The organism is Stagnimonas sp. FW305-C-60 (genome assembly GCF_058782965.1).
In genome coordinates, this window is the sequence record NZ_JBYSYF010000002.1 from 603269 (window position 1) to 628456 (window position 25188).

Genomic DNA, 25188 nt, shown 5'->3' on the forward strand with positions numbered 1-25188 from the left:
ACTACTGCAAGCCGGTGAGCCGGCTGCCGGGATAGACGCCGGGCTGGAACACCGGCAGCCGCACGTCTTCCAGCACCGCCGTATAGGGATTGGGATTGCTCAGCACCCCGGCCAGCGGCGTCAGCAGCTCACTGGTGATGTTGGGGAAGGGCCGGCCAGCGATGTAGCTGAGTGTCGCCACCGGCAGCAGCGTGGTGAGCACCGTCAGCGAGGGCACCACCGCGTACTGCGGGTGCTGCTCGTAGAACAAGAGCCCGATCTCGTCGCCCGCCTCCAGCACCTCGCCGATGCCCGGCATCAGGATGGGATCGCCCTCCTCGACGAAGCGGTTGCTGCTGGCACTGCCTTCCAGCAAGGCGGTCACCTGGTCATCGACCAGGAAGGTCCGTCCCGCCCGCTTCACGCCGACGCCGAAGATCGCGATGGCCTGGTGCGCCGCCAGCGCGCCCGGCGTCACCGTCGAACGGCCGATGCTGGGGATGCCACCCAGCACATAGCCCGGCCCCGGCACCGTCGCCAGCGGCACGAAGCGCGGCAGGCCATCGGTGGCGGCGAGGCTGATCTCGATCTTGTCGGCACGCACCGGCAAGGTTCCCGCACCAGCCGGGTTGCCGATTGGCAGGCTGGGCAGTTCCACCGCCAGTTCGGCGCTGGCCGGCGCGCCGGGCGTGGCCTGCACCGACAGGCAGACCGGTGGCAGTTCGTCGGCCGGCGCTGGCGCCCGCCCCTTTAGCTTGTCGTCAAACCAGCCGAGGATGGCCTGCACGCCCTTGAGCGCGCCGCAGTTGGCGCTGCCGTCTACTTGCCCCAGCGCCGGACTGAGATGGCCGCTGCCCATGGTCAGCAGGCGCGCATCGGCGCCGGCCTCGCGCAGGTAGCGCAGGTTCCAGTACGCGTCGGTGAGGTTGAACAGACCGTCGCGATTACCCTGGATCAACAGCGTCGGCACCGGCCGCATCCGCGCCCGGCTCTCGCCGAAACCCCAGGGCTGGCCGGCGCGCTCCTGCTTGCGCAGATAGGAGGGGCTGTGGGTCTCGAAGAACTCCATCAGCTCCGCCTCCGCCACCGGCCGCGGCTGCTGAGTGTCGCGCGCCACCGTCGCCAGCAGATCGTCGAGGGTGCGGATCTGGAAGGCGAGCGGATCGCGGATCGCGGCGTTGTTGCAGAGCGTGCGCATCAGCGGCGTGTCGATGGCGCCGATCATGGCGCCATCGGAGGGGATGGTGATGAACAGGCACAGTGTCTGCACCCAGGACTGCTTGCTGACGCCGTCCACCAGCAGGCTGTAGAACAGGTTGTGCCAGGTGGCGGCCGGCACCAGGGCGTCGACGCGTTCGTCCAGCGCCGCCAACGCCAACTGGTAGCCGCCGCCGTAGCTGTAGCCCAGGGTGCCGACCTTGAGATCGCGGGCGATGCCGCTGTGCTCCTCGCGCTGAATCTGCAACTCGCCGGCGTGTTCCCAGGCCCAGTCGAGCAGGGCGCGCATATCCTGTACCTCGTAGCGCGGATCATTGACCCGCGCCCAGCCGCCGCCGTTCTGCGGCTGGCTCTCGCCGTGGCCACGCTGATCGACGCTCAGCACCACGTAGTCGTAGTAAGGCAGCGCCGCCGCCAGCTCGTCGATGGCATCGAGGCCGGCGTGTTCGGGATAGAGCGTTTTGTCGGCGGCCAGCGCGGTGATGCGCGAGCCGCCGAGCCCGTGGCTCTGGACGATGGCGGGAAAGCTCTCGCCGGGGCAGCGCTCCGGCAGCAGCGCGGTGAAGTACAGCTCGGAGGTCGGCGCCGGGCCCCAGAGCGGATCGCCGTCCTGCGCCACCGGCACGGTAATGTGCAGCTGGCGCGCCTCGGCCGGCAGCGGCTGTTCGCATTTGATCTCCACCGGCGCACCGGTGGCTAAAGGTGCCGACTCGTTGGCCGCACCGCAGGCCACCAGCAACGCCAGCGCGACCAGCGCCGACCCCAACCGCCATCCCAGCCGCCCTGCACCGTCCATGTGTCCCCCGTCGATTCGGCTACGGGGAAGCAGCAAGCAGGCCAGTTCGCCGGCTGGCGGCGGCGTCAGTACGGTTTTCCTACCGGACTGGCGCCGCCATCGGTTTCAGCGCACCGCCTTGCGCCACTGGTAGTGGTAGTAGACCACCGGGATCACCAGCAGCGTCATCGCCGTGGACACGAACAGGCCGAAGATCAGCGATACCGCCAGGCCACCGAAGATCGGGTCGTCGATGATGAAGAAGCCGCCCATCATCGCCGCCGCCGCGGTCAGGGCAATCGGCCGCGCGCGCACCGCCGCGGCGCTGATGGTCGCCTCCTGCAAGGGCTTGCCGGCCGCCAGCTCGTGCTGGATGAAGTCCACCAGCAAGATCGAATTGCGGACGATGATGCCGGCCAGCGCGATCATGCCGATCATCGACGGCGCGGTGAACTGCTGCCCCAGCAGCGCATGCCCCGGCAGGATGCCGATCACCGTCAGCGGGATCGGCGCCATGATGATCAGCGGCAGGCTGTAGGACTTGAACTGCGCCACCACCAAGAGATAGATCAGCACCAGACCCACCGAATAGGCCAGGCCCATGTCGCGGAAGGTCTCGTAGGTGATCTGCCACTCGCCGTCCCACTTCAGGCTCCACTCATAGGGCACCGGCGGCTGGCTGATGAGGTACTGGCGCAGCGGCGCGCCTTCGATGGCGGTCTGCTTGAGGGTGCTGGAGATGGCCGCCAGGCCGTACAGCGGGCTGTCGGTGGCGCCGGAGACATCGCCGGTGACGTAGACCAGCGGCAGCAGATCCTTGTGATGGATGGTCTGCTCGCGCTGCGCCGGCCGGAAGCTCGCCACCTCAGACAGCGGCACCAACGCGCCCGACTCCGAGCGCAGGCGCAGGCCCTTGAGCACCTCGACGTCGGCCTTGTCGCCCGGCTTGAGCTCGACCCGGATCGGCAGCTGGAACTTGGCCTGCGGATCGTGCAGCGTGGACATGTCCTCGCCGCGCAGCGCCGCGGCCACCGTCGCCGCTACCGCCTGCTGCGAGAGGCCCAGGCGCGCCGCGCGGACGCGGTCCACCTCGACCAGCCATTTGTCCTGCGGCGCCTCCAGGCTGTCGTCGACATCGACCACGTCCGGCGTCTGCTCGAACACCCGGCGCAACTGCCGCGCGACCTCAGCCTGGCCGGCGCCATCCGGCCCGTAGACCTCGGCCACCAGCGGCGCCAACACCGGCGGCCCCGGCGGCACCTCGACGATCTTCACGCTGGCACCGTAGCGGCGGCCGATCTCCACCAGCGACGCGCGGGCGGCGCTGGCGATCTCGTGCGACTTGCGATCCCGGTGGTGCTTCTCCAGCAGGTTCACCTGGATGTCGCCCTGGTAGGGCTGCTGGCGTAGGTAGTACTGCCGCACCAGGCCGTTGAAATTGATCGGCGCCGAAGTGCCGGCGTAGAGCTGGTAGTCGCTGACCTCGGGGATGGTTTCCACCTGCGCGGCCAGGGCCTGCAATACGCGCTGGGTTTGCTCCAGCGGCGTGCCCTCGGGCAGGTCCACCAGCACCTGGAACTCGCTCTTGTTGTCGAAGGGCAGCATCTTCATCACCACCGCCCGGGTCGCGACCAGGGCGAAGGAAATGCCGATCAGCGCCAGCAGGGTGTAGAGCAGGCGCCAGCGGTTGCGGCCGCCTTCCTCGCGCTGCAGAAAGGGTGTCATCACCCGCCGGAAGAAGCGCTGCAGGCCGACTTCCTCCTCCTCACCGCCATGGGCAGCGGCATGGGCATGCGCGGCGTCCTGTTTCAGGAACAACCGGCGGTACAGCCAGGGCGTGAACACGAAGGCCACCAGCAGCGAGATCAGCATGCCGGTGGAGGCATTGATCGGGATCGGCCGCATGTAGGGCCCCATCAGACCGCTGACGAAAGCCATCGGCAACAGCGCCGCGATCACCGTGAAGGTGGCGAGGATGGTCGGGCCGCCGACCTCGTCCACTGCGGCAGGAATCGCCTCGGTGAGCGACTTGCCGCCCAGTTGCATGTGCCGGTGGATGTTCTCCACCACCACGATGGCGTCGTCCACCAGAATGCCGATGGAGAAGATCAGCGCGAACAGCGACACCCGGTTGAGCGTGAAGCCCCAGGCCCAGGAGGCGAACAGGGTCGCGGCCAGGGTCACCACCACCGCCGCGCCCACCACCAAGGCCTCGCGGCGACCGAGCGCGAACAGCACCAGCACCACCACCGACAGGGTCGCGAAGATCAGCTTCTTGATCAGGGTCTGTGCCTTGTCCTGCGCGGTCTCGCCGTAGTTGCGGGTGACGGTGGCCTGCACCTGGTCGGGGAGCTGATAGCCGCGCAGTTGCTCCAGGCGTGCGATCACCCCTGCGGCGACATCCACCGCGTTCTCGCCCGGCTTCTTGGAAATCGCGATGCTGATCGCCGGATAGCTGCCGCTGGGGCTCAAGCCCTTGGACTCGGCGGCCGGGCCGGCGGCGAAGCTGACATAGCGCTCCGGCTGATCGGCGCCGAGACGCACCTCGGCGACCTCGCGCAGAAACACCGGCGCGCCCTTGCTGACGCCCACCACCAGTTCGGCAACTTCTTCCGGCCGACTCAGGAAACGCCCGGCCTGCACCAGAATCTCGCGGTTGCCATCGACCAGCGCACCGGCGTCCTGAGAGACATTGGCGCTGACCAAGGCGCGACGCAGATCGTCCAGGCTCAGGCCGTAACCGGCCAGCCGCTGCGGGTCGAGCAGCACCTGCACCACGCGGTCCGGGCCGCCCAGCACCTCGACATCGCGGGTGCCGGGCACTCGCTGCAACTCGGTGGCCACGCCATTGGCGACACGCAGCAGATCGGCACCGCTCAACTCGGGGTTCTTGCTCCACAGGGCCAGCGAGACGATGGGCACATCGTCGATGCCCTTGGGCTTGATCAGCGGCATGCCGACGCCGGCCGTGGCCGGGCGCCAGTCCATGTTGGAGTAGAAGGCGTTGTAAAGACGCAGCACCGCATCGGTGCGCGACTGGCCCACCTCGAAGCGCACGGTCAGCGCCGCCATGCCCGGCATCGACATCGAATAGATGTGCTCGACGCCCTCCAGCTCCGACACCACCTGCTCGGCCGGCGTGGTCACCAGCGACTCGACCTCCTTGGCCGAGGCGCCCGGGTAGGGGATGAAGACATTGGCGAAGGTGACGTTGATCTGCGGTTCTTCCTCGCGCGGCGTTGCCAGCACCGCGAACAGACCCAGCAGCAGCGCAGTGAGCGCCAGCAGCGGCGTGATCTCGGTGGTGAGGAAGTTGCGCGCGATACGCCCGGAGAGTCCCAGGCGGGGTTCGCCGGCGCCGCTCATTTCGCGGCCTCCGTGGTCGTGGGCAGACCCTGCTGACGGTAGGCGATGCCGGCCGCCACCGGGTCCAGCGCCAGCTTCTCACCCGGCGCGAGACCGGCCAGCACCGGCAGGCGGCCATCGGCGGCCGGCGTACCTAGCCGCAGGTAGCGCAGCTCAATGCGGCCCTGCTCGCCCAGCACATAGGCGGCGGTCAGCTCGCCACGCTGCACCAGCGCGCTGGCCGGCAGCATCAACCGCGAGGCGCTGCCGCTGACGAAGGCCACCTTCACCAGCGTGCCGGGCGCCACCGCCAGCTCGGGCGTGGAAGTCTCCGCCGGCAGGCTGAGCAGCACCCGGAAACTATGAGTGGCGGCGTCGGCGCTGGGCGGGATGCGCAGCTCGCTGGCCTCCAGCGAGCGGCCGTCGGCGAGCAGCAGCCGCGCCTTGCCGTGCTTGCGCAGCGGCGCGATGTGCTGCTGGGGGATGTCCACCACCACCCGCAACTGGTCCAGCGAGACGCCGGTCATCAGCGGCTTGCCCGGCGTCACCGTCTCGCCGATCTGCACCAGCCGCGACAGCACGATGCCGGCATAGGGCGCGCGGATGGCCGTGTAGCCCAGGCCTTCGCCGGCCTCGGTCAGGCCCGCCTCGGCGGCGCGCACCGCCGCCTGGGCGGCGGCGAGGTTGGTGGCGGCGGCGTCGAACTGCGACTTGGCGATCAGCTTCTGGTCGTAGACGTCCTTGGTGCGGTTAAAGGCCAGCTGCGCCTCGGCCAGACGCGAGCGCGCACCGCTGAGCCCGGCTTCGGCGGCACCCTTGCGCGCCCGCTGTTCGGTGGGCGTGATGCGCACGATCACCGCATCCTTCTCGACGAAGTCACCCACGTCGTAGGGCAGCTCCACCACCCGGCCGCTGGTCTGCGCGGCAACGGTGGACTGCTTCACCGCCTCCACCGTGCCGTCGAACAGCATCTCGCGCGGCACCTCGCCAGCGCTCACCGTGAGGCTCGCCAGCGGGGCGACCGCGGCGGCGCTGGCCGCTGGCGGCGGCGGCTCGGAACAGGCGGCCAGCAGGATCAGGGCTAGCAGGGGCGCGTGGCTTAGGTGGCGGTTCATTACGGACTCTCCCGGGTCCTGGTGCTTCAGCGCCGAGCGGCGCTGGGACAGAAGGCGGCGCCGGCGCGCACGCCGAGCTTGTCGAGGATCTTCGCCAGCGGACAGAAGCCGGTGAACGAGGCCTGGAACATGTTGGCGCCGACGAAGGCGGTGAACCACAGCCAGTTGGGGCTGTGCAGTTGCGACAGCGCCAGCGAGGCCAGCACGAACAGGCCGGCGATGCGGAACACCCACTGGTCGACGCTGGCGCCGGTGGTCTGGGAAACGGAAGAGGTCGTGCTCATGGGGTACTCCTATCAGGACGGGTTGGACTTGCCTTCGTAGCCGCAGAAGTGCTTGTGCAGGGCGTGGATCACGTCCAGCGCCGGGCCGGGCGCGACCCGGTAGTAGATGGTTTGCGCCTCGCGGCGGGTCTCCACCAGGCGATCCGCCCTGAGCACCGCGAGGTGCTGCGACAGGGCCGACTGCGACAGCCGTATGCACTCGTTGATGGCGCCCACCGACCACTCCTCGTCACCCAGCAGACAGAGAATCTGCAGGCGATGCGGATTGGCCAGGGCCTTCAGGAGGTCGGAAGCAGACTGCGCGTGCACCGCCATCCCCTCGGCCAAGGGCAGGGTGGGGTCCGGCTTGGGAGAAGCGACTGCGACCATGGGCGTATGAATATTGCAAGTTTCTAAATAAGACGTTACTAATATTGCGGAGTCGACCAGCTTTTGCAAGCACCCGCCGTCCGCGAGGCGGCCCAATGGAGGAGTAAGCCATGGCACACATCGTCGTAATCGGCGCCGGGATCGGCGGCATGCCCGCCGCCTATGACCTGAAGAAAACCCTGGGCAAGGGCCACGAAGTCACCCTGATCGGCACTTCCGATCACTTCCAGTTCACCCCCAGCAATCCCTGGGTGGCGGTCGGCTGGCGGCAGCCCGAGCAGGTACTGGTGCCGATCCGCCCGAACGTCGAGAAGAAGGGCATCCGCTTCATCGCCCAGGCAGTCACCCAGCTCGAACCCAAGGACAACCGCCTCAGCCTCGCCGACGGCCAGGTTCTGAACTACGACTACCTGGTGATCGCCACCGGCCCCAAGCTCGCCTTCGAGGAGATTCCCGGCACCGGTCCCGAGGCCCATACCCAGAGCATCTGCACCACACCGCACGCCGAGCACGCCGGCAAGGCCTACGAGGAGTTCCTGAAGAACCCTGGCCCGGTGGTAATCGGCGCCGCGCAGGGCGCGAGCTGCTTCGGGCCGGCCTACGAGTTCGCGATGATCGTCGATGCCGACCTGCGCAAGCGCAAGCTGCGCGACCGCGTGCCGATGACCTTCGTCACCAGCGAGCCCTACATCGGCCACATGGGCCTGGGTGGTGTCGGCGACTCCAAGGGCCTGTTGGAATCCGAGCTGCGCCAGCGCCACATCAAGTGGATCACCAACGCCAAGCTGCTGGAAGCGCGCGCCGACGGCGTCAAGGTCGCCGAGCACAACGACCAGGGCCAGTTGCTGAAGGAGCACGAGCTGCCTTCGCGCTTCACCATGTTCATTCCCGCCTTCAAGGGCGTGCCGGCGGTGGCGGCGGTCAAGGAGCTGTGCAATCCGCGCGGCTTCGTGCTGATCGACGAATACCAGCGCAACCCCACCTACAAGAACATCTATTCGGCCGGCGTCTGCGTGGCGATCCCGCCGGTGGAGGCCACACCGGTGCCCACCGGCGCGCCCAAGACCGGTTACATGATCGAGTCGATGGTCACCGCCATCGTCCACAACATTGCCGACGACATCGCCGGCAAGGCGCCCAGCCACAAGGCGACCTGGAATGCGATCTGCCTGGCCGATCTCGGCGACAGCGGCGTGGCTTTCGTGGCGCTGCCGCAGATTCCGCCGCGCAACATCACCTGGGCCAAGCAAGGCAAATGGGTGCATCTGGCGAAGATCGCTTTCGAGAAGTACTTCATGAGCAAGATGAAGAGCGGCAACACCGAGCCGGTGTACGAGAAGTACGTGCTCAAGGCGCTGGGCATCCTGCGGCTGAAGTCGGGCGAGCATCGCGAGCAGCAGCCGTGAGGCGATTCGCCGCACTGGCCCTGGGCCTGCTGCTGACACTGCCGGCTACCGCGACCGAAGACCCGCGCCAGTCGCGGTCGCGGGAGATCGCCGGCCGCTTCCAGCAGACCCTGGGCGGCAAGCTGGGCCAGGCGCTGGCCGAGGGCGGCCCGGCCCGGGCCATCGAGTTCTGCCAGGCCGAGGCACCCCGGGTGGCGGCACTGCTCAGCGCCGAGACCGGCGCCCGGGTCAGCCGCACCAGCCTGCGTCCACGCCAGCCCGCCAATGCCGCCGATGCCCGCGCCCAGGCTTTGCTGGCGGACTTCCAGCGCCAGCTGGCCGCCGGCGCGAGCGCGCCACCCGAGCACTTTGAAGTCGCCGCCGACGGCAGCGCCCGCTACAGCCGCGCCATCCTGATCCAGCCGCCCTGCCTGGGCTGCCACGGCAAGGCGCTTTCACCGGAGGTGCGCGCGGCCCTGGCTCGGCACTATCCGGACGACCAGGCCACCGGCTATGCGCTGGGCGAGCTGCGTGGCGCCTTCCAGATCGACTGGCCCGCTCCATCCGAGCCCCGCTCATGAAACCGACCCGCCCCACCGCCATGACCATCACCCTGCCCTACGCCCGCCATCGCGCCTGGCTGCTGGCCGCCGGCGCAGCGCTGTTCAGCCTCTCGGCCCAGGCCGGCGAGCTGGAAGCGCTGCTGCGCGACAGCCTCGGCCACCCCGCCGCCAGCGCCGCCGCCGAGCGGGTGCTGGCCGCCAGCGAACAGCTCGCCGCCGCGCGCAGCCAGTACCTCGGCGCCGGCGGCCTGGCCGCCGAAGCCAGCCGTTACGAAGACGCGCGCTTCATCGGCACGCTCTCGCCCAGCGCCCTGGCCAACCCGCCATTCGCGCGCGACCAGCGCCGCTACGGCGCCTACTACAGCCTGCCCATCGACCTCAGCGGCGCGCTCGCCGCCAGCCGTCGCGCCAGCGCCTCCGAGCTGGAGGCGGCGCGGCTCGCCGAACGCCAGGTGCAGTTGCTGAAATTGCACGACACCACCGGCGCCTATGTGCGCCTGCAAGCGCTGCGGCGCCAGGGCGAGGTGCTGGCGGTGCAGCAGCAGCGCGTTGGGGAAACCGTGCAGCGGGTGCGCCAGCAGGTCCTGAGCGAGCAGTCCTCCAACGCCGAGCAGCGGCTCGCCGAGGCCGAGCTGGCGCGCCTGCAGTCCGACCAGGAGCGCCTGGCCGGCGCGCTGGCGAGCGCCGAGGCCGCGCTCGCCGAAGCCAGCGGCCGCAGCCTGCGACCGCAGAGCGCCGACATCGCGATCCCGGCCTGGAGCGCCGGCGAAGTGCAGAACTCGCTGCCCGCCGCGCTGAGCAGCGCCGAGGCCGAGGCCGCCAGCGAACGCGCGCGCGCCGCCAACCGGGCGCTGTGGCCACGCTTGCAGGCCGATGCCGACTACTTCCAGTTCGATGGCGGCGGCCACAGTCCGGACACTTGGAGCCTGGGCGCGAAACTGAGCCTGCCGCTGGACCCGGCGGCCCACCGGCGCGCCAGTGCCGCCGAGGCGCAGGCGCGCGCCGCCAGCCAGAACCAGCAGGCCGCCGTCCGTGGCGCCGCCCGCGATCTGCAGGCACTTGCCGCCGCCTACCGCTCGGCGCGCGCCGACGTGCAGGCGCTGGATCAGGAGGTAGCGGCCCGCGAGGAAGTGGTGCGGGTGCAGTCGGCCCTGCAGAAGGTGGGCATGGCCTCGCTGGAAGACTACCTGCGCCAGCAGCGCGACCTGCTCGACGCCGAGGCCCGGCGCAGCCAGGCGCAGGAGCAGGCGGTATCGGCCTGGTCGATGGCGCAACTGCTGCTGGGGACCAAGGTCGAGGACTACATCCAGGCCTTGAACATCAGCGCCGCGACCACCGCGCCCTAGGAGCCTTCCTAGAAACACCCTGGGAACACCCCCATCCCGGCCTTCCCCCGCTCGCGGGGGAAGGAGCCAAGCCCACGCCCAGCTCAGCCGCCGGCACCGCCGGCCTGACTGCGGCGCAGGCGCAGCAGCGCCAGGAAGGAGGCGAACATGCCGATGCCGGTGATCCACAGCGCGTGCTCGCCCAAGCGCTCCAGCAGCAGGCCGAACAGCACCGGCGTCACCGCCTGCACCACCCGCGAGGGCGCTTCCAGCCAGCCGGCGCGCTGACCGAAACCCTGGGCGCCGAACAAGGCCAGCGGCAGCGTGCCCTTGACGATGGTCATCAGCCCGACACCGGCGCCGTGCAGGGCGGTGAACAGCACCGCCGCCGGCGCGCCCGCCAGGGTCAGCAGCAGCACGCCCAGCGGATGCAGCACCAGGGCGATGCGCGCCGAATAGAGCGGGTGCCAGCGGCTGAACACGCCGACCTCCATAACCCGCCCGGCCACCTGGCTGATGCCGACCAGGGAGGCGGCGAACACCGCCGCGGTCTTGCTCGCCCCCGAGGCTTCCAGCACCCGCGGCAGATGCGCGGCTAGCGCCGCAAAGGTGAAGCCGCTGACCGCGAACACCGTCGCCAGCAGCCAGAGCACGCCGCGCGAGGGTCCATGCAGCGGCGCGGCGGCGCCCTCGCCGGCCAGCGGCGCCGGCGCCGCTTGCGGCGGCCGCTGCTCGTCGCGTGGAATCAGCCGGGCGTGGATGCCCAGGCCGACGGTGAGATGCAGGGCCGCCCAGAGCACGCAGGCCCAGCGCCAGCCGGCGGCCTGCTCGACGAAGGCGGTCAGCGGCCAGCTCACCGAGCTGGCGAAGCCGGCGATCAGGGTGACGCCGACGATGCGCGGTCGCGCCGCGCTGCCGAACAGCCGCACCAGGGTGGCGAAGGCGGCGTCGTAGAGGCCCATGGGCATGGCCGCGCCGATCAGCAGCCAGCCGAGCAGCAGTTGCGCCGGATGCTGCGCGGTCGCCAGCAGCAGGTGCGCGGCGGCGAACACCCCGTTGGAGGCCATCAGCACCCGCCGGCCGCCGCGCTGATCGACCCAGCGGCCAACCACTGGCCCCAGCGCCGCCGCCACTACCAGCGCCGCCGAGAACATCGCATAGACCCAGACGTTGGCGAGACCAAACTGCCGCGCCATCGGCACCGCCAGGATCGCCAGCAGGTAGTAGCTGGAGGCCCAGGCCAGCAACTGCGCGCTACCCAGGGCCAGGGTGGCGCGACGCTCCAGGCTCAGCGCGGCCACGGTAGTGCCAGTTGTGAGGACGGCTCAGGCGCGGGCAGACGCGGCGACGGCATGAAGGTGCTGGGCGACGAAAGGGCGGACAGGATACGCCCAGCCCCGCCGGGGCCTACTGCGCGCTGCTCCGGGCGGTGGTGAAGCTGAAGCTGTAAGGCCGCTCCAGCGCGAGACCGCGATAGTCCTTGACCTTGGGGGTGACCACCGCCGTGTAGCGGGCATTGGGTTTGAGCGCCTCGGCGAGCCGGAACTTGACCGCGTGCGCGTAGTCGCGCGACCAACTGCCCGGCTCGACCACGCCGCCGACCCGCCGGCCGTCGGGATCGAACAGGCAGATCGCGCCCGGCTGTTCGAGGCTGGCGGCATCCATGCTGGTGCTGAAGAACACGTGCAGCCAGCGGTGCTGGGTCCAGCCGTCGTGGGCCGGGTCCAGTTGCACGTCGAGCGCGCCGTGGCCGGGGTAGCTGCCGACCACGGTGGGCGCCAGCGGCTGCGCCGGGTCACCGGTGAGCAGATCCCAGAGCTGGCGGTACATGCCCGCCACCGCGTAGCCGCTCTGCACCACGCCGCCCGGCGCGGTGTAGTAGTTGGCGGCGGCCCAGGGCATCTGCCGGCGCACCCGCACCTGCTCCACCAGCGCCGCCAGGCTCTCCGCCTGCACGGCGGCGCGCGACACCACCTGCGCCCGTTCCACCATCGCTACCGTCACGCCCTGCTCGGGCCGGTTGCGGGCGAATACCGCGACCAGATCGCTGCTGGGCGGGAACACCAGGGTCGGCGCGTCCAGCACCAGCTTGCGCTCGGCGATGTTGACGATGTCCATCGCGTATTCGATGGCGTTCATCGGCGTGGCGCCGAACAACTGCGTCAGCGCGTCCTTCAGCGGGCCGGGCAGGCTCAGCGGCAGTTGCGCGAGAAACACCGCCGGATTGGGGTCCTCGCCACGCCGGCGCACCTCGGGTTCGAACTGCGCGTCCCAGGTCTCGTCGGTGAGGCCGTGGGCGGCGTTGCCGAAGGCGTAGGCGATCAGGTGGCCGCAGCGGTCGCTGAGCGCGGCGAGATCGATGAGGCCGATGGCCGGACGCTTGACCAGCGCCGCCTTCACCTCGCCGCTGCAACCGGTCTCGCGCAGATAGGCCATGAACTGGATGCTGAAATCGCCCCAGTGCGCGCGCTCGGCCATCTCGCGGTCTTCCGGAAACGCGGCGCCGCTGCCATAGCCGCCATCGGGATGGATGGCGCCGGCCAGCAATGCCGGCCGGTGGGCGGTGAGGATGGATTTCAGCGGGCCGTCGTCCAGCGCGTCGCGGCCGAAGTCGGCCATCGCCGCGTGGGTGGCCATGCCGGCGGCCTGCGCCCCGAACGAGGCCAGGGCGAGCAGCGCCGCAAGCAGTGGACGCATCGGTTTCATGGGGCGGTTTCCTGGTTCTGGCAGCAGCCGGCTTCCAGCGCCTGGACGCGCGCCAGCTCGGCCTCGGCCGGCTCCAGCGCCAGCGGCGCCGGCGTCACCCGCACCTCGACGGCGGCCTCGACGCTGCCGCCGGCGCCGCTGCAGCGCAGTTGGTAGTGGCTGAGGCCCAGCGGCGGAGTCAGCGACTCGCTGCCGGCGATCAGGCGGCTGCCGCTCCAGTCGCCGCTGGCGAGGCAGGTTTCGGCATCGGTGGCGCTCCAGCTCAGCACGGTGCTGCCGCCTTCGGCGACTTCGGTGGGCAGCGCCTGCAGTTGCAGAGTTGGAGCCGCGGGCGCCGACGAACCGCCGTCTCCGGCACCGCAGGCCGCGAGCAGCAGTACCGCCAGCGCCGGCGGCAAGGGTTTGAGCGACTTCAGACTCATGGCCGGCAGTCTGCCGGCGCGCCGTTTCGTCCTGATGACGAACTCCGATGGCGAGTCAGTACTCGCCATCGAGGTAGTACCAATGCCCCTGCTCACGCACAAAGCGGCTGCGCTCCTGCAGGCGCTGCGCCGAGCCCCCGCCCTCGCGGTAGCGCGCGACGAACTCGACCACCGCGTGCTCTTCGTCGGTTTGCAGATGCTGCTTGACGCTCAGGCCCAGCCATTTGACGCCGGTCTCCAGCGCGTACTGGGCGGGCCGCTTGGAGGGATGCCAACTGCTCAGCAGATAGTCGCGCAGGCCCAGGGCGTGGGCGGAATAGCGCGAGCGCATCAGCGCCTCGGCGCTGGCCGCCGGCGCGCCTTCGTGCAGGGGTTGGCAGCAGTCCGCGTAGGCGCGGCCGCTGCCGCAGGGGCAGAGCACGCTCATGCCGGCGCGCGCTGCCAGATCAGGCAGCGGTTATTGGCCGGCATCGCCACGTCGGCCAGCAGGGCGAACCCCGCCTCGCGCGCCAGCGCGTCCACCGCCTCGAAGTCGCGGATGCCGCTGCGCGGATCACGGGCCTTCAGCCAGGCATCGAACTCGGCATTGCTGGGCGCGGTGTAGGCACCGCCGTAGTTGAAAGGGCCGTAGACCGCCAGCTTGGCTCCGGGCGCGGTGAGCGCCGGCAGTCGGGCAAACAGGGCCTGCACTGCTTGCCAACTCATGATGTGCAGGGTGTTGGCGCTGTACAGCGCGTCATAGGGGCCGGCAGGCCAATCGGCCTGCGCGACATCGAGAACCAGTGGCGCTGGTGTATTGGCCAGCGCCGCCTCGTCCAGCCAGAGCCGCATGCCAGGCAGGGCCTCGGCGCGGTCCGAGCACTGCCATTGCAGGCTCGGCAGCGCCGCCGCGAAGTGCACCGCATGCTGGCCGCTGCCGCTGCCGATCTCCAGCACCTGGCGACGGTCGGCGAAGTGCTCGCGCAGCACCGCCAGAATCGGCTCGCGATTGCGCTCGCTGGCCGCCGAGTAAGGCCTCTCGAACTGCATATCGCGCTACTGCAGGCGCAGGCCGGACAAGCCCTGATAGACGCACAAGCCGCCGGTGACCAGCAGCAGCAGGAAGGTCAGCAGAGCTCCGTAGAAGCGACCGAACTTCCAGCTCGCGGTGAACGACAACGCCACCCCGTGCAGCAGTCGCGCCAGCAGCAGCGTCAGGCCCAGGGCGTGCAGCAGCAGGGTCGAGAACTTGCCCAGCTCCAGAAAGGCCATCAGCAGCAGGATCAGCGGCACGTACTCGGCAAAATTGCCGTGGCCACGGATGCGGCGCAGCAACTCGGTGTCGCCGCCATCGCCCAGGCTCACGCCATGACCGCGTTGCTGCACCACCCGCAGGCTGAGCGCGAAGAACCAGAGGGCCAGGAGGCCGGCGTAGAGCGGGGTGACGAGCAGCATGGGAGGCTCCGGATTGCGGATTGCGGATTGCGGATTGCGGATTGCGGATTGCGGATTGCGGCATTTCAGCACGTCGCCGCCGGCCTTGCTGGCTTTGGCGGCGGCCAGCGGTGAACATCCTAGGCGAGCCAGCCCGCCCTCTCCCATGTCCGCCTATCCGCTGTTCGACGCTCACCCTCGACTCGCTGTCCTGCCGCGCGCCGGCATTTTTCATGAGGCGACACCGGTGCAGGCCCTGCCCGGCTCCGACGGCGCCTGGATCAAGCGCGACGACCTCAGCAATGCCGAGTTCGGCGGCAACAAGATCCGCAAGCTCGACTTGCTGCTGGGCGAGGCCCAGGCGCAGCGCCGACGCTGCCTGCTCGCCTTCGGCTACAGCGGCTCCAACTTCGTCGCCGCCACCGCCTGGCATGGGCGCCGTCTGGGCCTGGATACCATCGGCCTGCTGCTGCCGCAGGCGGACGCGCCCTATGTGGCCGACAACCTCGCCACCTGCGCGGCCGCCGGCGCCGAGCTGGCCCTGGGGCACAGCAGCGCCGCGCTGGTGAGCCAGGCGCTGGCGCGCAGCCTGCGCCGGCTGGCGACGCAGGGGCGCTGGCCCTACTGGATGCCGCCGGGCGGCTCGACGCCACTGGGCGCGCTGGGCTTCGTCAACGCCGCCTACGAGCTGCGCGAACAGATCGAGGCCGGGCTCTGCCCAGAGCCGGAGCGCATTACCGTCGCCTTCAGCAGCATGGGCACGGTCGCCGGCCTCGCCATCGGCCTGGCGCTGGCCGGCCTGCGCAGCCGGGTGGTGGCGGTGCAGGTGGTGAGCGAGCAGTTCGCCTCGCGCGCCAAGCTGGATCGCCTGATCGCCCAGACCCAGGCACTGCTGCGCCGGTACGACCCTGCGATTCCGGCGCGCGCCGCGCCGGTGGAGATCCGCACCGAGTTCTATGGCCAGGACTACGCCGTGCCCACCGCCGCGACCAGCGCTGCCATGCAGGCCTTCCAGAACGCCAGCGGCGCGCGCAGCGACAGCGCCTACAGCGGCAAGGCCCTGGCCGGCTACTACGCCGACCTTGCCCTTGGCCTGCCCGGCCCCAGCCTGTACTGGCACACCTTCAATGCCGAGCGGCTTCCGCCAGGGGTGCCTCCCCTGCCGCCGGAGCGCCTGGGCGACTATCTGCTGCGCGCCGGTCCCTAAGCCGGCTTCACGAACAGCGATAGCACCGGCGGCGCCGGCCGGGGCAACAGGGCCTGCGTCACGGTCAGCGCATGGCAGCGGCGCAGGCCGGCGGCCTCGGCCAGGGCCTGCGCCCGAGTGGCCTCGTCCAGGCCCTGATTGACCATCAGCAGATGACCGCCGGGACGCAGGCAGTCAGCCAGATGCGCGAACAGCGCGCGCGGCCGCAGCACCGTCACCGGCAGTCCCCAGGCCAGTACCGTACCGGGAAGCAGGAAGGGATAGAAGCAACTGATGCCGTCGACCGGCTGCCGCCAGTCCATGACGTCCTGCACCAGGTAGCGGACGTGTGGCAGCTCTGCCAGGTAGTACTGCGCATAGTCGTGGCGGCTGTGGCCATCGGCGTAGATGCGATAGCCCTCGATCTCGACGCCGACCAGACTCGCTGGCCGCAGGCTGGCCCGCAGCACCGGCGCGTACCAGAAGTGCTTGCTGCCGACATCCAGCCAATCGCCCCCCTCGGGCCAGCCGACGCCGACCGCCGCACGCAGGCGGTCGAGTAGATCAAGGTAGAGGTAGTTCTCCAGGCTGTGTAGGCGGTGATAGCGCAGCTCGTAGCAGCAGCCATAGCGCGCGCGCAGTTGCTCGATGCGGGCAGCGACGGCGGACTCCAAACCGGAGAGCTCCCCGGCGGCGGTCTCGACATAGCCGGGCCGTCGCCAGCGCAGGCGACGTGACAGCGCGAAGCGCAGCGCCAGTGCCTGCGAACGCAGCCACTGTGCCGGCGTCAGCGCCGGCAGTTCGACGGAGGCTTCGGGGCTGCGCAACCGCGCCGACTCAGACTTCGCCAACGTAGACGCCCAGACCGCGCGCGGTCTGGATCAGGGGGTCGTCGGGAGAGACCGCGCGGGCGCCGACCGTGACCATCGACATCGGCACCTCGACCACGCCGCGATCCTGCCAGGCGACCATGCTGCCGTAACGGCCTTCGGCGACCAGCTCCACGGCGCGCACGCCAAAGGAGCTGGCAATGATGCGGTCGCGCGCCGAGGGCGTACCGCCACGCTGCACATGGCCGAGGATGGTGGCGCGGGTCTCGACGCCGGTGCGGTGGGTGATCTCGTCCACCAAGTACTGGCCGATGCCGCCGTAACGTCCGGAAAGCAGATCGGTCACCGGCCGCCCCTGTTCGGTGCGCACGCCTTCGGCGACCACCACCAGCGCATGGCTACGGCCCTGCGCCAGCACTTCGCGGATGCGCCGCGCCAGACCGTCCAGGGTGTAGGGCAGCTCGGGAATCAGGATGGCGTCGGCGCCGCCGGCGATGCCGCCGTTGAGCGCGATGTGGCCGGCGTCGCGGCCCATGGTCTCCAGCACCATCACCCGGTGGTGGCTGGCGGCGGTGGGCTGCAGGCGGTCGAGGGCATCCACCACCACGTTGACGGCGGTGGAAAAACCCACCGAGTACTCGGTGCCGTGCACGTCGTTGTCGATGGTCTTGGGCACACCGACCATACCGATGCCGGCCACCGCGCAGAGCTGCGAGACGATGCGCATGGAGCCATCGCCGCCGACCACGATCAGCGCGTCCAGGCCCAGCTGGCGCACGCCTTCGGCGAAGTCGCCGGAGCGGTCGACAAAGCTGCCGTCGGGCATCGGGTAATGGAAGGGATCGCCGCGATTGGTGGTGCCCAGCACGGTGCCGCCCTCGCGCAGCAGGCGGCCGTCGCACATCTCGGCGTGCAGCTCGCGGTAGCGGATCGGCCGGTCCATCAGGCCCAGGGTGCCGTCGAGGATGCCCAGCACGCGAAACCCGTACGCCTGCCGGGCATGCAGGGTCACCGCGCGGATCACCGCATTGAGGCCGGCGCAGTCTCCGCCACTGGTGAGCACGCCAAGAGTCTTGATCGGTTTCATGGGGTTCTAGTGAGGGCGCCAGGCCAGCAGAGTATCCACCAGACCTGTCAGCACGGTGACCAGGGCTTGCGCCTGGCGCGGGTTCCAGACCCAGGGCGGGTCTTCGTCCATGTAGCAGGCCTGGGCGATCTCCAGTTGCAGGGCATGTACGCCCTGCCCCGGCTGGCCGTGGCGGCGGGTGATGCTGCCGCCCTTGAAGCGGCCATTGCTCACCGCGCTGAAGCCCTGGGCGGAGAGCAGCACCTGCTCGGCGCGCGCCTGCAGCGCCGGCGCGCAGCTCTGGCCGTCGGCGGTGCCGAGATTGAGATCGGGCAGCCGCCCTTCGAAGAAGCGCGGCACCCGGCTGCGGATCGAGTGGCCGTCGAGCAGCAGGGCATGGCCGTGACGCGCGCGCAGGCGTTGAAGCTCGGCGTCCAGGGTCTGGTGGAAGGGCTGCCAGTAGCGCTCGCGGCGCCGCGCGATCTCGGCGGCGTCCGGCGCCTGGCCCGGCAGATACAGCGGCTCGCTGGCGAAGCTCGTGGTCGGACACAGCTCGGTGTTGTCGGCGCCGGGATACAGCACAGCGCCATCGGGATTGCGGTTGAGGTCGAGCACGTAGCGCGAGTGCGTCGCCACCAGCAGGCCCGCGCCCGCGGCGAGCGCGAACTGGTAGAGCAGCGGCACATGCCAGTCGGTGTCGGCCACGCCCTGGGCGGCGGTGCTCATCCGCGCCCGCAGGTCCGGCGGGATGTAGGTGCCGGCATGCGGCACGCTGATCAGCAGCGGCGAGTCGCCGGGCAGCAGGCTGTAGACGGCTTCCTCAGTCATGCAGCCAGCGCCCTCCGAACACGCGGCCGACGCAGGGGTTGGCGCCCAGCGCGTAGGCCAGTTGCGCCGGGCGGCCGATGTCCCAGAGCGCGAAGTCCGCCGCCAGGCCCGGCGCGATCTGGCCGGTGACTTTTTTCAGGCCCAGCGCCGCGGCGGCATGGCGGGTGACGCCGGCCAGAGCCTCGGCGGGCGTGAGCCGGAACAGGGTGCAGGCCATGTTCAGCATCAGCAGCAGCGAGACGCAGGGCGAAGTGCCAGGATTGCAGTCGGTGGACACCGCCATTGCCACGCCGTGCTTGCGCATCAGTTCCACCGGCGGCAACTGCGTCTCGCGCAGCATGTAGTAGGCGCCGGGCAGCAGCACCGCGACGGTGCCGGCCTTGGCCATGGCCTTCAGCGATTTCTCCGAGCTGTATTCCAGATGGTCGGCGGACAACGCACCGACGCGCGCCGCCAGGGCGCCACCGCCCAGATCGGAGAGCTGGTCGGCATGCAGCTTCACCGCCAGACCCAGTTCGCGGGCGCGCTCGAACAGCCGCTGCGCCTGCGCCGGGCTGAAGGCGATGCGCTCACAGAAGGCATCCACCGCGTCGGCCAGCTTCTCCTTGGCGACGCGCGGCAGCATCTCTTCGCAGATCAGATCGATGTAGGCCTCGGCGCGACCGGCGTACTCCGGCGGCAGCGCATGGGCGCCGAGAAAGGTCCGGAACACCCGCACGCCCGCCTCCTCACCCAACTGCGCCGCCACCCGCAGCATCTTGCACTCGGTCTCGGTGTCGAGCCCGTAGCCGGACTTGATCTCCACCGTGGTCACGCCCTCGCTCAGCAGCCGCCGCAGGCGGTGCAGGCTCTGGATGCGCAACTGCTCCTCGCTGGCCTCGCGGGTGGCGCGCACGCTGGCGAGGATGCCGCCACCGGCGCGGGCGATGTCCTCGTAGCTGGCGCCATTGAGGCGCTGCTCGAACTCGCCCGCCCGGCAGCCGGCGTGGACGATATGGGTATGGCAGTCGATGAAGCCCGGCGTCAGCCAGCCACCGCCGCAGTCGTGCTGGATCGCCCCGCGCCAGTCGCGCGGCAACTCGGAGCGCGGCCCGACCCAGGCGATGCGGCCGTTGAGCACCGCCACCGCGCCGTCCTCGATGCTGCCGTAGGGATCGGCACCGGGCACCATGGTTGCCAGCCGGGCGTTGAGCCAGACGCCATCCTCACCCACTCCGTCCTGTTCGATCATGACCTCAGCCTCCGCATCAGCGCACGGTAGCGCGCCAGACTGAACGCCGACTGTGGATGCCGTCCCTCGCGCACCCGCCATTGGCCGGCCACCATCACATCGCGCACCGGCCGGCGCGTCGGGCCGAAGATGGCGGCATCGAGCAGACCATCGTCCTGCTGCTCGGCCAGCGCCGCATCATCGACATCGAGCACCAGCCAGTCGGCACGCTGGCCCACCGCCAGACCGGCGATGGGCTGGGCCAGGGCTTGCGCGCCGCCGGCCTGCGCGGCGCGGTACAGGCGGCCGCCCAGGGAGGCGCCCAGCTCGCTGACCAGCACATTGCGGCGCTGCTGGCGCAGCCGCTGGCCGTACTCGAACAGGCGTAGTTCCTGGAAGGGATCGACGCCGACATGGCTGTCGCCGCCGATGCCGAAGCGCCCGCCGGCGGCGAGATAGCGCGGCGCGTCGAAGAAACCGTCGCCGAGATCGCCCTCGGTGCTGGGGCAGAGCCCGGCCACCGCACCGCTGGCGGCGAGGCCGGTGGTCTCGCTCGGCAGCAAGTGCGTGGCGTGCACCAGGCACCAGCGCGGCCCCAGCCCGGTTTCGGAGAGCAGCCATTCCACCGGCCGCTGGCCACACCAGGCGAGGCAGTCATCGACCTCCTTCTGCTGCTCGGCGGCGTGGATGTGGATCGGCGCCTGCGGGTCCAGGCCATCGAGCTGGCGGAGCAGCTCACGCAGTTGTCCGGGCGTGACCGCGCGTAGCGAGTGCGGCGCCAGGCCGAGGCGCTGCCAGGGCTGCGTGCGAACCGTGGCGGCGAGGCTATCGAGCAGGCGCTGGAAGTCCTCGAGACCGTGCAGGAAGCGCCGCTGCCCCGCCGTCGCTGGCGCGCCGCCAAAATTGCCCTGCGCGTAAAACACCGGCAGCAGCGTCAGGCCGATGCCGGCGGTAGCCGCGGCGGCGGCGATGCGTTCGCCCATCTCCGCCGGATTGGCGTAGGGCTGCCCGGCCGGATCGTGGTGCAGGTAGTGGAACTCGGCGACGCTGGTGTAGCCAGCTTCCAGCATCTCGATGTAGAGCCGGGTGGCGATCAGCTCGACATCCTCGGGCGTCAGCCGCTCCAGGAAGCGGTACATCTGCTCGCGCCAGGACCAGAAGCTGTCGCCCTCGGGCCCGCCCTTCTCGGTGAGGCCGGCCATCGCCCGCTGGAAGGCGTGCGAATGCAGATTGGGCATGCCGGGGATCAGCGGCCCGGCCAGGCGCTCGGCATCACCGACGGGGCTCTCCGGGCGGAGTGCGACGATCAGCCCCTGCGCGTCCACCTCCAGCTCTACCTCGCCCGCCCAGCCGCCGGCCAGCAGCGCGCGGCTGGCGTGGTAGCGACGGTTCATCCCCATGAGGGCAGCAACTCCGCGAGCAGCGGCGTCAGCGACTCCTGGTGCAGGTAGTCGATGGCGGCGGCGATGTCGGGCGCGAAGTAGCGGTCTTCCTGATAGAACGGCACCCGCTCGCGCACCGCGTCGCGCACCCGCTGCAAGCTCTGCGAGCTGCGCAGCGGCGCGTGAAAGTCCACGCCCTGCGCCGCCGCCAGCAGCTCGATGGCGACGATGCCGCGGGTATTGGCGGCCATCTCCAGCAACCGCCGCGCCGCGAAGGTGGCCATGCTGACGTGATCCTCCTGGTTGGCGGAGGTGGGCAGGCTGTCGACGCTGGCCGGGTGCGCCAGCGATTTGTTCTCGCTGGCGAGAGCGGCGGCGGTGACATGCGCCATCATGAAGCCGGAATTGAGGCCGGGCTTCGCCACCAGGAACGGCGGCAGGCCGGACAAGCTGGCGTCGATCAGCAGCGCGATCCGCCGCTCCGAAAGCGCGCCGATCTCGGCGATGGCCAGCGCCAGGGTATCGGCAGCCAGCGCCACCGGCTCGGCGTGAAAGTTGCCGCCGCTAATCACCTCGCCCAGCTCGCCATCGCTGCCACCGAAAGCGAGCGGATTGTCGGTGACCGCGTTGGCCTCGATCTCCAGCGTGCGGGCGGCATTGCGCAACACATCCAGGCAGGCGCCCATCACCTGCGGCTGGCAGCGCAGCGAGTAGGGATCCTGCACGCGGTCATCGCCGACGCGGTGCGAGGCGCGGATGGCGCTGCCCTCCAGCAGCCGCCGGTAGACCGCGGCGACCGCGATCTGCCCCGGTTGGCCGCGCACCGCCTGCACGCGCGCATCGAAGGGCGCGTCGCTGCCCTTGGCGGCATCCACCGACAGCGCGCCGGCGACCACCGCCGCCGCGAACAGCTCCTCCGCCTCAAATAATCCGCGCAAGGCCAGCGCGGTAGAAACCTGGGTGCCGTTGAGCAGGGCCAGACCTTCCTTGGCGGCCAGCCGCAGCGGTTCCAGGCCGGCGTCTTCGAGCGCCTCTACGGCCGGCATCTGCACGCCGCCGACGCGCACCTCGCCCTCGCCCAGCAGCGCTAGCGTCAGATGCGCCAGCGGCGCCAGATCGCCGGAAGCACCGACCGAGCCCTTGCCCGGGATGCAGGGCAGGATGCCGGCGTTGTAGAGCGCCAGCAGCGCCTCGATCACCGCTGGCCGCACGCCGGAGTAGCCGCGCGCCAGGCTGGCGGCCTTCAGCGCCAGGATCAGCCGGACGGTGTCGTCGTCGAGCAGGGGGCCGGTGCCCACCGCGTGCGAGCGCACCAGATTGAGCTGCAACTGCTCCAGTTGCGCGTCGGGGATGTGGGTCTTGGCCAGCTTGCCGAAACCGGTGTTGATGCCATAGGCCGGCGCGCCGGCTGCGACCACCGCCTGCACCGCCGCGGCGGAGGCGAGGATGCCCTCCAGGGCATCGGGCATCAGTGCCAGGTGATGGCTGCCGGCCGCCAGCAAGCGGCAGTCGGCCAGGCTCAGGGCGCCCGGGTTGATGGCGAACAGGCTGGGCATGCGGGGCTCGTAAAGTCGCTAGAGCCCTAGAGTAGTCGCTGCCGTCGCCGACGCAACCGGGCCAGGCTGCGCTTCAGCGCGGGCGCGGCACCACGCTGATGACGCCATTGGTTTCCAGCATCGCCAGGGCCACCGACTCCGGCGTGGTGCAGCCGTTCTGGCGCAGGGCGGCATACAGCTCGTGCTCGGAAATCTGTGCCCGCGCCAGTGCCTTGGGGAACAGGCGACCGTCGTGGATCAGCAGCTCCGGCTCGCCGTCGATGAGCTTCTCGACACGGCGGCTGCGGAAGGTCGCCAGGCCGGTGAGGTAATTCAGCGCCACCAGGGTCGCCGCCGACACCAGGCCACCGAGCAGGGAGTTGTCGCCGGCATTCATCGAGTTCTGTACGGCATTGCTCAGGATCAGCAGCAGCACGAAGTCGAAGGGCGCCAACTGGCCGACCTGGCGTTTGCCGGTCAGCCGCAGCATCAGCAGCAGAAAGACATAGACCGCGACGGCGCGCAGTACCAGCTCCGACAGGGGAACGGCGAGATCAAACATGGGGACTTCCTCCGAGGTTTACTCCCTCAGACTAGCGCCCCGCCGGTGCTTCAGAGATGCAAGCCGCACTCGGTCTTCGGCTTGCCCTGCCAGCGGCCGCTGCGACCCTCGCCCTTGACCGTGCAGTGGATGCAGCCGATCGAGGAATAGCCCTGCGCCACCAGCGGGTGGAAAGGCAGATCGTGTTCGCGGATGTAGGCGTCGCGCTGCTCGCGGCTGACGTCAATCATCGGGTTGAACTTGATGATGCCGCGGCGCGGTTCGAAGATCTTCATCGCCGCGCGGTCGTCGGTCTGCCAGCCCATCAGGCTCGACACCCAGACCTGGTAACGCGGCTTGATCGCGTCCAGGGGCTGCACCTTGTTGACCGCACAGCAGAGGTCGGGGTCGGACAGATAGGTTTTTTCCGCCACCGTGAACTGATGGTGGAACTCGTCGGGCTTGACGTCGAATACCGTCAGGCCGAAGCGCTGGATCAGGTATTCCCGATAGGCCAGGGTCTCCGGAAAGTGGTAGCCGGTGTCGATGAAGGCGATCTTCTGCGCCGGCTCCAGCATCGAGACCACATGCAGGAAGAAGGCCGAGGTCGCCGCGAAGGACGAGGTGACCAGCACCTTGTCGACCGGGAAATCCCGGTACAGCGCCTGCAGCCGCTGCTCGAACGACAGCGGCGCATAGCGGGCATTGAGCGCCTCGATGGCCACCGCATCCAGGCCGGCACTGTTCTCGACCGCGTCGGTCACGACGGTAGTGGCGGTGCTCAGAGTCTGCAGGACGGCGTTCATGTGGCTCCAGGGCTGGGCCCCTGGGACAGGTTCCAGGGGGCGTGCAGTTTAGTGGAAGCCGGCCTGTGGTTGAGTCATTTGCTTATTCACTTTGCATTTCCCCGAGGCTCAACGCCATTGCCCACGCGTGGGGCAATGGCTGGCCACGCCAGTTCCCCTCCCCCTTGCGGGGGTGAGGCGGAAATGGGCGAAGCATGACTTCGCCCCGCCGAACGCCATCGGCCATGCATGGGCCGATGGCCGGCCAGGTTAGGGGAGGGGGAATGCCGTGGCGGGGCGCTTGGCCTTCGCCTTGGTCTGCGTGTGCGTGGTTCGCGCGTTCGCGCTCTGCTGACTTCGCAGGGCCTGATAGCTTTCTTTCGCCTCTTGGCGACTCACTTTTCTTTGCTTGTGCAAAGAAAAGTAAGCAAAAGAAAGCACCCCCCTGCGTAGCGCCCCCTACGGGGGTAAACCTGGGATGCTCGGCCCAAAGGGGCCGCTCGCGAACTCGGCGCCCTATAGGCGCCTCAAACAGGCGCTCGCTGTCATCCCCCTTTGGCCCTCCGCTTCTCGGCGCTACGAAGGGGACCGGTACGTCCACCGCACGGCGGCCTACGTCCGCAGCAAAGACAGAAGCCACATCACCAGCAACGGCAGGCGCTTGCTTCGCTCGCGCGATGTCGGCATAGCCGACGAGCCTGAGTGCTGTTGATGTGGCTTTTGACTTGCCTTCCCCTTCGTAAGCGCCGAGAAGCGCAGGGGACGGGGGGTATGGAAGCGCCCGCATGTTCGAGGCGCCTATAGGGCGCCGAGTTCGGGCGCGTCCCCCCGGCCACGAGCATCGCAGGGCACCCCGTAGGGGCGCGACGCAGGGGTGTGCTTTCTTTTGCTTACTTTTCTTTGCACAAGCAAAGAAAAGTGAGTCG

Annotated in this window: 23 protein-coding genes; 4 read left to right on the plus strand and 19 right to left on the minus strand. The window is 69.7% G+C overall.

Annotation, left to right across the window (positions count from 1 at the left end; all coding sequences use genetic code 11):
• Nucleotide 1 precedes the first annotated feature (1 nt).
• The 5 genes from AC3WT6_RS09705 to AC3WT6_RS09725 all read right to left on the minus strand — a co-directional run bounded on the left by AC3WT6_RS09705 (nucleotide 2) and on the right by AC3WT6_RS09725 (nucleotide 7085).
• Entirely contained in the window at nucleotides 2–1993 is a 1992-nt protein-coding gene (locus AC3WT6_RS09705; protein ID WP_492653372.1) for an alpha/beta fold hydrolase, read from the minus strand.
• Nucleotides 1994–2098: 105 nt separating this feature from the next.
• A complete protein-coding gene (locus AC3WT6_RS09710; RefSeq protein ID WP_492653373.1) occupies nucleotides 2099–5338 on the minus strand; it encodes an efflux RND transporter permease subunit in 3240 nt (1079 codons plus the stop codon).
• Nucleotides 5335–6432, minus strand: a complete 1098-nt coding sequence (locus tag AC3WT6_RS09715) for an efflux RND transporter periplasmic adaptor subunit (protein WP_492653374.1) — start codon at nucleotides 6430–6432, stop codon at nucleotides 5335–5337. Before AC3WT6_RS09715 ends, AC3WT6_RS09710 begins: the two co-directional genes overlap by 4 nt.
• Before the next feature lie 26 nt (nucleotides 6433–6458).
• Nucleotides 6459–6716 (minus strand): YgaP family membrane protein, encoded by a 258-nt coding sequence (locus AC3WT6_RS09720; RefSeq protein ID WP_492653375.1) that lies wholly within the window; start codon nucleotides 6714–6716, stop codon nucleotides 6459–6461.
• Nucleotides 6717–6728: 12 nt separating this feature from the next.
• Nucleotides 6729–7085 (minus strand): ArsR/SmtB family transcription factor, encoded by a 357-nt coding sequence (locus AC3WT6_RS09725; protein WP_492653376.1) that lies wholly within the window; start codon nucleotides 7083–7085, stop codon nucleotides 6729–6731.
• Nucleotides 7086–7195: 110 nt separating this feature from the next.
• Between AC3WT6_RS09725 and AC3WT6_RS09730 the strand changes: the two genes are divergently transcribed.
• The 3 genes from AC3WT6_RS09730 to AC3WT6_RS09740 are packed head-to-tail and all read left to right on the plus strand — an operon-like array spanning nucleotide 7196 to nucleotide 10379.
• Nucleotides 7196–8491 (plus strand): NAD(P)/FAD-dependent oxidoreductase, encoded by a 1296-nt coding sequence (locus AC3WT6_RS09730; RefSeq protein WP_492653377.1) that lies wholly within the window; start codon nucleotides 7196–7198, stop codon nucleotides 8489–8491.
• A complete protein-coding gene (locus AC3WT6_RS09735) occupies nucleotides 8488–9051 on the plus strand; it encodes a c-type heme family protein (protein ID WP_492653378.1) in 564 nt (187 codons plus the stop codon). Before AC3WT6_RS09730 ends, AC3WT6_RS09735 begins: the two co-directional genes overlap by 4 nt.
• Nucleotides 9048–10379 carry a TolC family protein gene (locus AC3WT6_RS09740; RefSeq protein WP_492653379.1) on the plus strand — a complete coding sequence of 444 codons (1332 nt, stop codon included), beginning with the start codon at nucleotides 9048–9050 and terminating at the stop codon, nucleotides 10377–10379. The genes AC3WT6_RS09735 and AC3WT6_RS09740 overlap by 4 nt, the downstream gene beginning before the upstream one ends.
• A gap of 83 nt (nucleotides 10380–10462) precedes the next feature.
• On the opposite strand, the gene AC3WT6_RS09745 is transcribed toward AC3WT6_RS09740, so the two are convergent.
• The 6 genes from AC3WT6_RS09745 to AC3WT6_RS09770 all read right to left on the minus strand — a co-directional run bounded on the left by AC3WT6_RS09745 (nucleotide 10463) and on the right by AC3WT6_RS09770 (nucleotide 14920).
• On the minus strand, nucleotides 10463–11659 hold the full coding sequence (locus AC3WT6_RS09745) for an MFS transporter (RefSeq protein ID WP_492653380.1): 1197 nt from the start codon (nucleotides 11657–11659) through the stop codon (nucleotides 10463–10465).
• A 106-nt stretch (nucleotides 11660–11765) separates the two neighbouring features.
• Entirely contained in the window at nucleotides 11766–13055 is a 1290-nt protein-coding gene (locus AC3WT6_RS09750) for an Ig-like domain-containing domain (RefSeq protein WP_492653381.1), read from the minus strand.
• Between the two features lie 5 nt (nucleotides 13056–13060).
• The gene (locus AC3WT6_RS09755; protein WP_492653382.1) at nucleotides 13061–13486 is read right to left on the minus strand and encodes a hypothetical protein; all 426 of its coding nucleotides are present in this window, start codon (nucleotides 13484–13486) and stop codon (nucleotides 13061–13063) included.
• A 55-nt stretch (nucleotides 13487–13541) separates the two neighbouring features.
• On the minus strand, nucleotides 13542–13913 hold the full coding sequence (locus tag AC3WT6_RS09760) for a YchJ family protein (RefSeq protein WP_492653383.1): 372 nt from the start codon (nucleotides 13911–13913) through the stop codon (nucleotides 13542–13544).
• Nucleotides 13910–14515 carry a DUF938 domain-containing protein gene (locus tag AC3WT6_RS09765; RefSeq protein ID WP_492653384.1) on the minus strand — a complete coding sequence of 202 codons (606 nt, stop codon included), beginning with the start codon at nucleotides 14513–14515 and terminating at the stop codon, nucleotides 13910–13912. Before AC3WT6_RS09765 ends, AC3WT6_RS09760 begins: the two co-directional genes overlap by 4 nt.
• A 6-nt stretch (nucleotides 14516–14521) precedes the next feature.
• A complete protein-coding gene (locus AC3WT6_RS09770) occupies nucleotides 14522–14920 on the minus strand; it encodes an MAPEG family protein (protein ID WP_492653385.1) in 399 nt (132 codons plus the stop codon).
• A 145-nt stretch (nucleotides 14921–15065) separates the two neighbouring features.
• Between AC3WT6_RS09770 and AC3WT6_RS09775 the strand changes: the two genes are divergently transcribed.
• Entirely contained in the window at nucleotides 15066–16106 is a 1041-nt protein-coding gene (locus AC3WT6_RS09775; protein ID WP_492653386.1) for a 1-aminocyclopropane-1-carboxylate deaminase/D-cysteine desulfhydrase, read from the plus strand.
• Here the strand turns inward: AC3WT6_RS09775 and AC3WT6_RS09780 are convergent.
• From AC3WT6_RS09780 to AC3WT6_RS09815, 8 genes are all read right to left on the minus strand, one after another.
• Nucleotides 16103–16912 carry a methyltransferase domain-containing protein gene (locus tag AC3WT6_RS09780; RefSeq protein WP_492653387.1) on the minus strand — a complete coding sequence of 270 codons (810 nt, stop codon included), beginning with the start codon at nucleotides 16910–16912 and terminating at the stop codon, nucleotides 16103–16105. The two genes, AC3WT6_RS09775 and AC3WT6_RS09780, sit on opposite strands and share 4 nt — an antisense overlap.
• A gap of 10 nt (nucleotides 16913–16922) precedes the next feature.
• Entirely contained in the window at nucleotides 16923–18002 is a 1080-nt protein-coding gene (locus AC3WT6_RS09785; protein WP_492653388.1) for an ATP-dependent 6-phosphofructokinase, read from the minus strand.
• A 6-nt stretch (nucleotides 18003–18008) separates the two neighbouring features.
• Nucleotides 18009–18809, minus strand: coding sequence for an N-formylglutamate deformylase (hutG, locus tag AC3WT6_RS09790; RefSeq protein ID WP_492653389.1), 801 nt, complete (start codon nucleotides 18807–18809; stop codon nucleotides 18009–18011).
• On the minus strand, nucleotides 18802–20040 hold the full coding sequence (gene hutI, locus AC3WT6_RS09795) for an imidazolonepropionase (protein WP_492653390.1): 1239 nt from the start codon (nucleotides 20038–20040) through the stop codon (nucleotides 18802–18804). Before hutI ends, hutG begins: the two co-directional genes overlap by 8 nt.
• Nucleotides 20037–21419, minus strand: coding sequence for a formimidoylglutamate deiminase (locus AC3WT6_RS09800; RefSeq protein ID WP_492653391.1), 1383 nt, complete (start codon nucleotides 21417–21419; stop codon nucleotides 20037–20039). The genes hutI and AC3WT6_RS09800 overlap by 4 nt, the downstream gene beginning before the upstream one ends.
• Nucleotides 21410–22957, minus strand: coding sequence for a histidine ammonia-lyase (gene hutH / locus AC3WT6_RS09805; RefSeq protein WP_492653392.1), 1548 nt, complete (start codon nucleotides 22955–22957; stop codon nucleotides 21410–21412). The genes AC3WT6_RS09800 and hutH overlap by 10 nt, the downstream gene beginning before the upstream one ends.
• Nucleotides 22958–23030: 73 nt before the next feature.
• Nucleotides 23031–23498, minus strand: coding sequence for a DUF421 domain-containing protein (locus tag AC3WT6_RS09810; protein ID WP_492653393.1), 468 nt, complete (start codon nucleotides 23496–23498; stop codon nucleotides 23031–23033).
• 50 nt (nucleotides 23499–23548) lie between these two features.
• Nucleotides 23549–24283 carry a phosphoadenylyl-sulfate reductase gene (locus AC3WT6_RS09815; RefSeq protein WP_492653394.1) on the minus strand — a complete coding sequence of 245 codons (735 nt, stop codon included), beginning with the start codon at nucleotides 24281–24283 and terminating at the stop codon, nucleotides 23549–23551.
• Between the last annotated feature and the right edge of the window lie 905 nt (nucleotides 24284–25188).

Bases quoted from the DNA above. Each gene is read 5' to 3' on its own strand.
- AC3WT6_RS09705 (WP_492653372.1), bottom strand. From the start codon at position 1,993: ATGGACGGTGCAGGGCGGCTGGGATGGCGGTTGGGGTCGGCGCTGGTC.
- AC3WT6_RS09710 (WP_492653373.1), bottom strand. From the start codon at position 5,338: ATGAGCGGCGCCGGCGAACCCCGCCTGGGACTCTCCGGGCGTATCGCG.
- AC3WT6_RS09715 (WP_492653374.1), bottom strand. From the start codon at position 6,432: ATGAACCGCCACCTAAGCCACGCGCCCCTGCTAGCCCTGATCCTGCTG.
- AC3WT6_RS09720 (WP_492653375.1), bottom strand. From the start codon at position 6,716: ATGAGCACGACCTCTTCCGTTTCCCAGACCACCGGCGCCAGCGTCGAC.
- AC3WT6_RS09725 (WP_492653376.1), bottom strand. From the start codon at position 7,085: ATGGTCGCAGTCGCTTCTCCCAAGCCGGACCCCACCCTGCCCTTGGCC.
- AC3WT6_RS09730 (WP_492653377.1), top strand. From the start codon at position 7,196: ATGGCACACATCGTCGTAATCGGCGCCGGGATCGGCGGCATGCCCGCC.
- AC3WT6_RS09740 (WP_492653379.1), top strand. From the start codon at position 9,048: ATGAAACCGACCCGCCCCACCGCCATGACCATCACCCTGCCCTACGCC.
- AC3WT6_RS09750 (WP_492653381.1), bottom strand. From the start codon at position 13,055: ATGCGTCCACTGCTTGCGGCGCTGCTCGCCCTGGCCTCGTTCGGGGCG.
- AC3WT6_RS09755 (WP_492653382.1), bottom strand. From the start codon at position 13,486: ATGAGTCTGAAGTCGCTCAAACCCTTGCCGCCGGCGCTGGCGGTACTG.
- AC3WT6_RS09760 (WP_492653383.1), bottom strand. From the start codon at position 13,913: ATGAGCGTGCTCTGCCCCTGCGGCAGCGGCCGCGCCTACGCGGACTGC.
- AC3WT6_RS09765 (WP_492653384.1), bottom strand. From the start codon at position 14,515: ATGCAGTTCGAGAGGCCTTACTCGGCGGCCAGCGAGCGCAATCGCGAG.
- AC3WT6_RS09770 (WP_492653385.1), bottom strand. From the start codon at position 14,920: ATGCTGCTCGTCACCCCGCTCTACGCCGGCCTCCTGGCCCTCTGGTTC.
- AC3WT6_RS09775 (WP_492653386.1), top strand. From the start codon at position 15,066: ATGTCCGCCTATCCGCTGTTCGACGCTCACCCTCGACTCGCTGTCCTG.
- AC3WT6_RS09785 (WP_492653388.1), bottom strand. From the start codon at position 18,002: ATGAAACCGATCAAGACTCTTGGCGTGCTCACCAGTGGCGGAGACTGC.
- hutG (WP_492653389.1), bottom strand. From the start codon at position 18,809: ATGACTGAGGAAGCCGTCTACAGCCTGCTGCCCGGCGACTCGCCGCTG.
- hutI (WP_492653390.1), bottom strand. From the start codon at position 20,040: ATGATCGAACAGGACGGAGTGGGTGAGGATGGCGTCTGGCTCAACGCC.
- AC3WT6_RS09800 (WP_492653391.1), bottom strand. From the start codon at position 21,419: ATGGGGATGAACCGTCGCTACCACGCCAGCCGCGCGCTGCTGGCCGGC.
- hutH (WP_492653392.1), bottom strand. From the start codon at position 22,957: ATGCCCAGCCTGTTCGCCATCAACCCGGGCGCCCTGAGCCTGGCCGAC.
- AC3WT6_RS09810 (WP_492653393.1), bottom strand. From the start codon at position 23,498: ATGTTTGATCTCGCCGTTCCCCTGTCGGAGCTGGTACTGCGCGCCGTC.
- AC3WT6_RS09815 (WP_492653394.1), bottom strand. From the start codon at position 24,283: ATGAACGCCGTCCTGCAGACTCTGAGCACCGCCACTACCGTCGTGACC.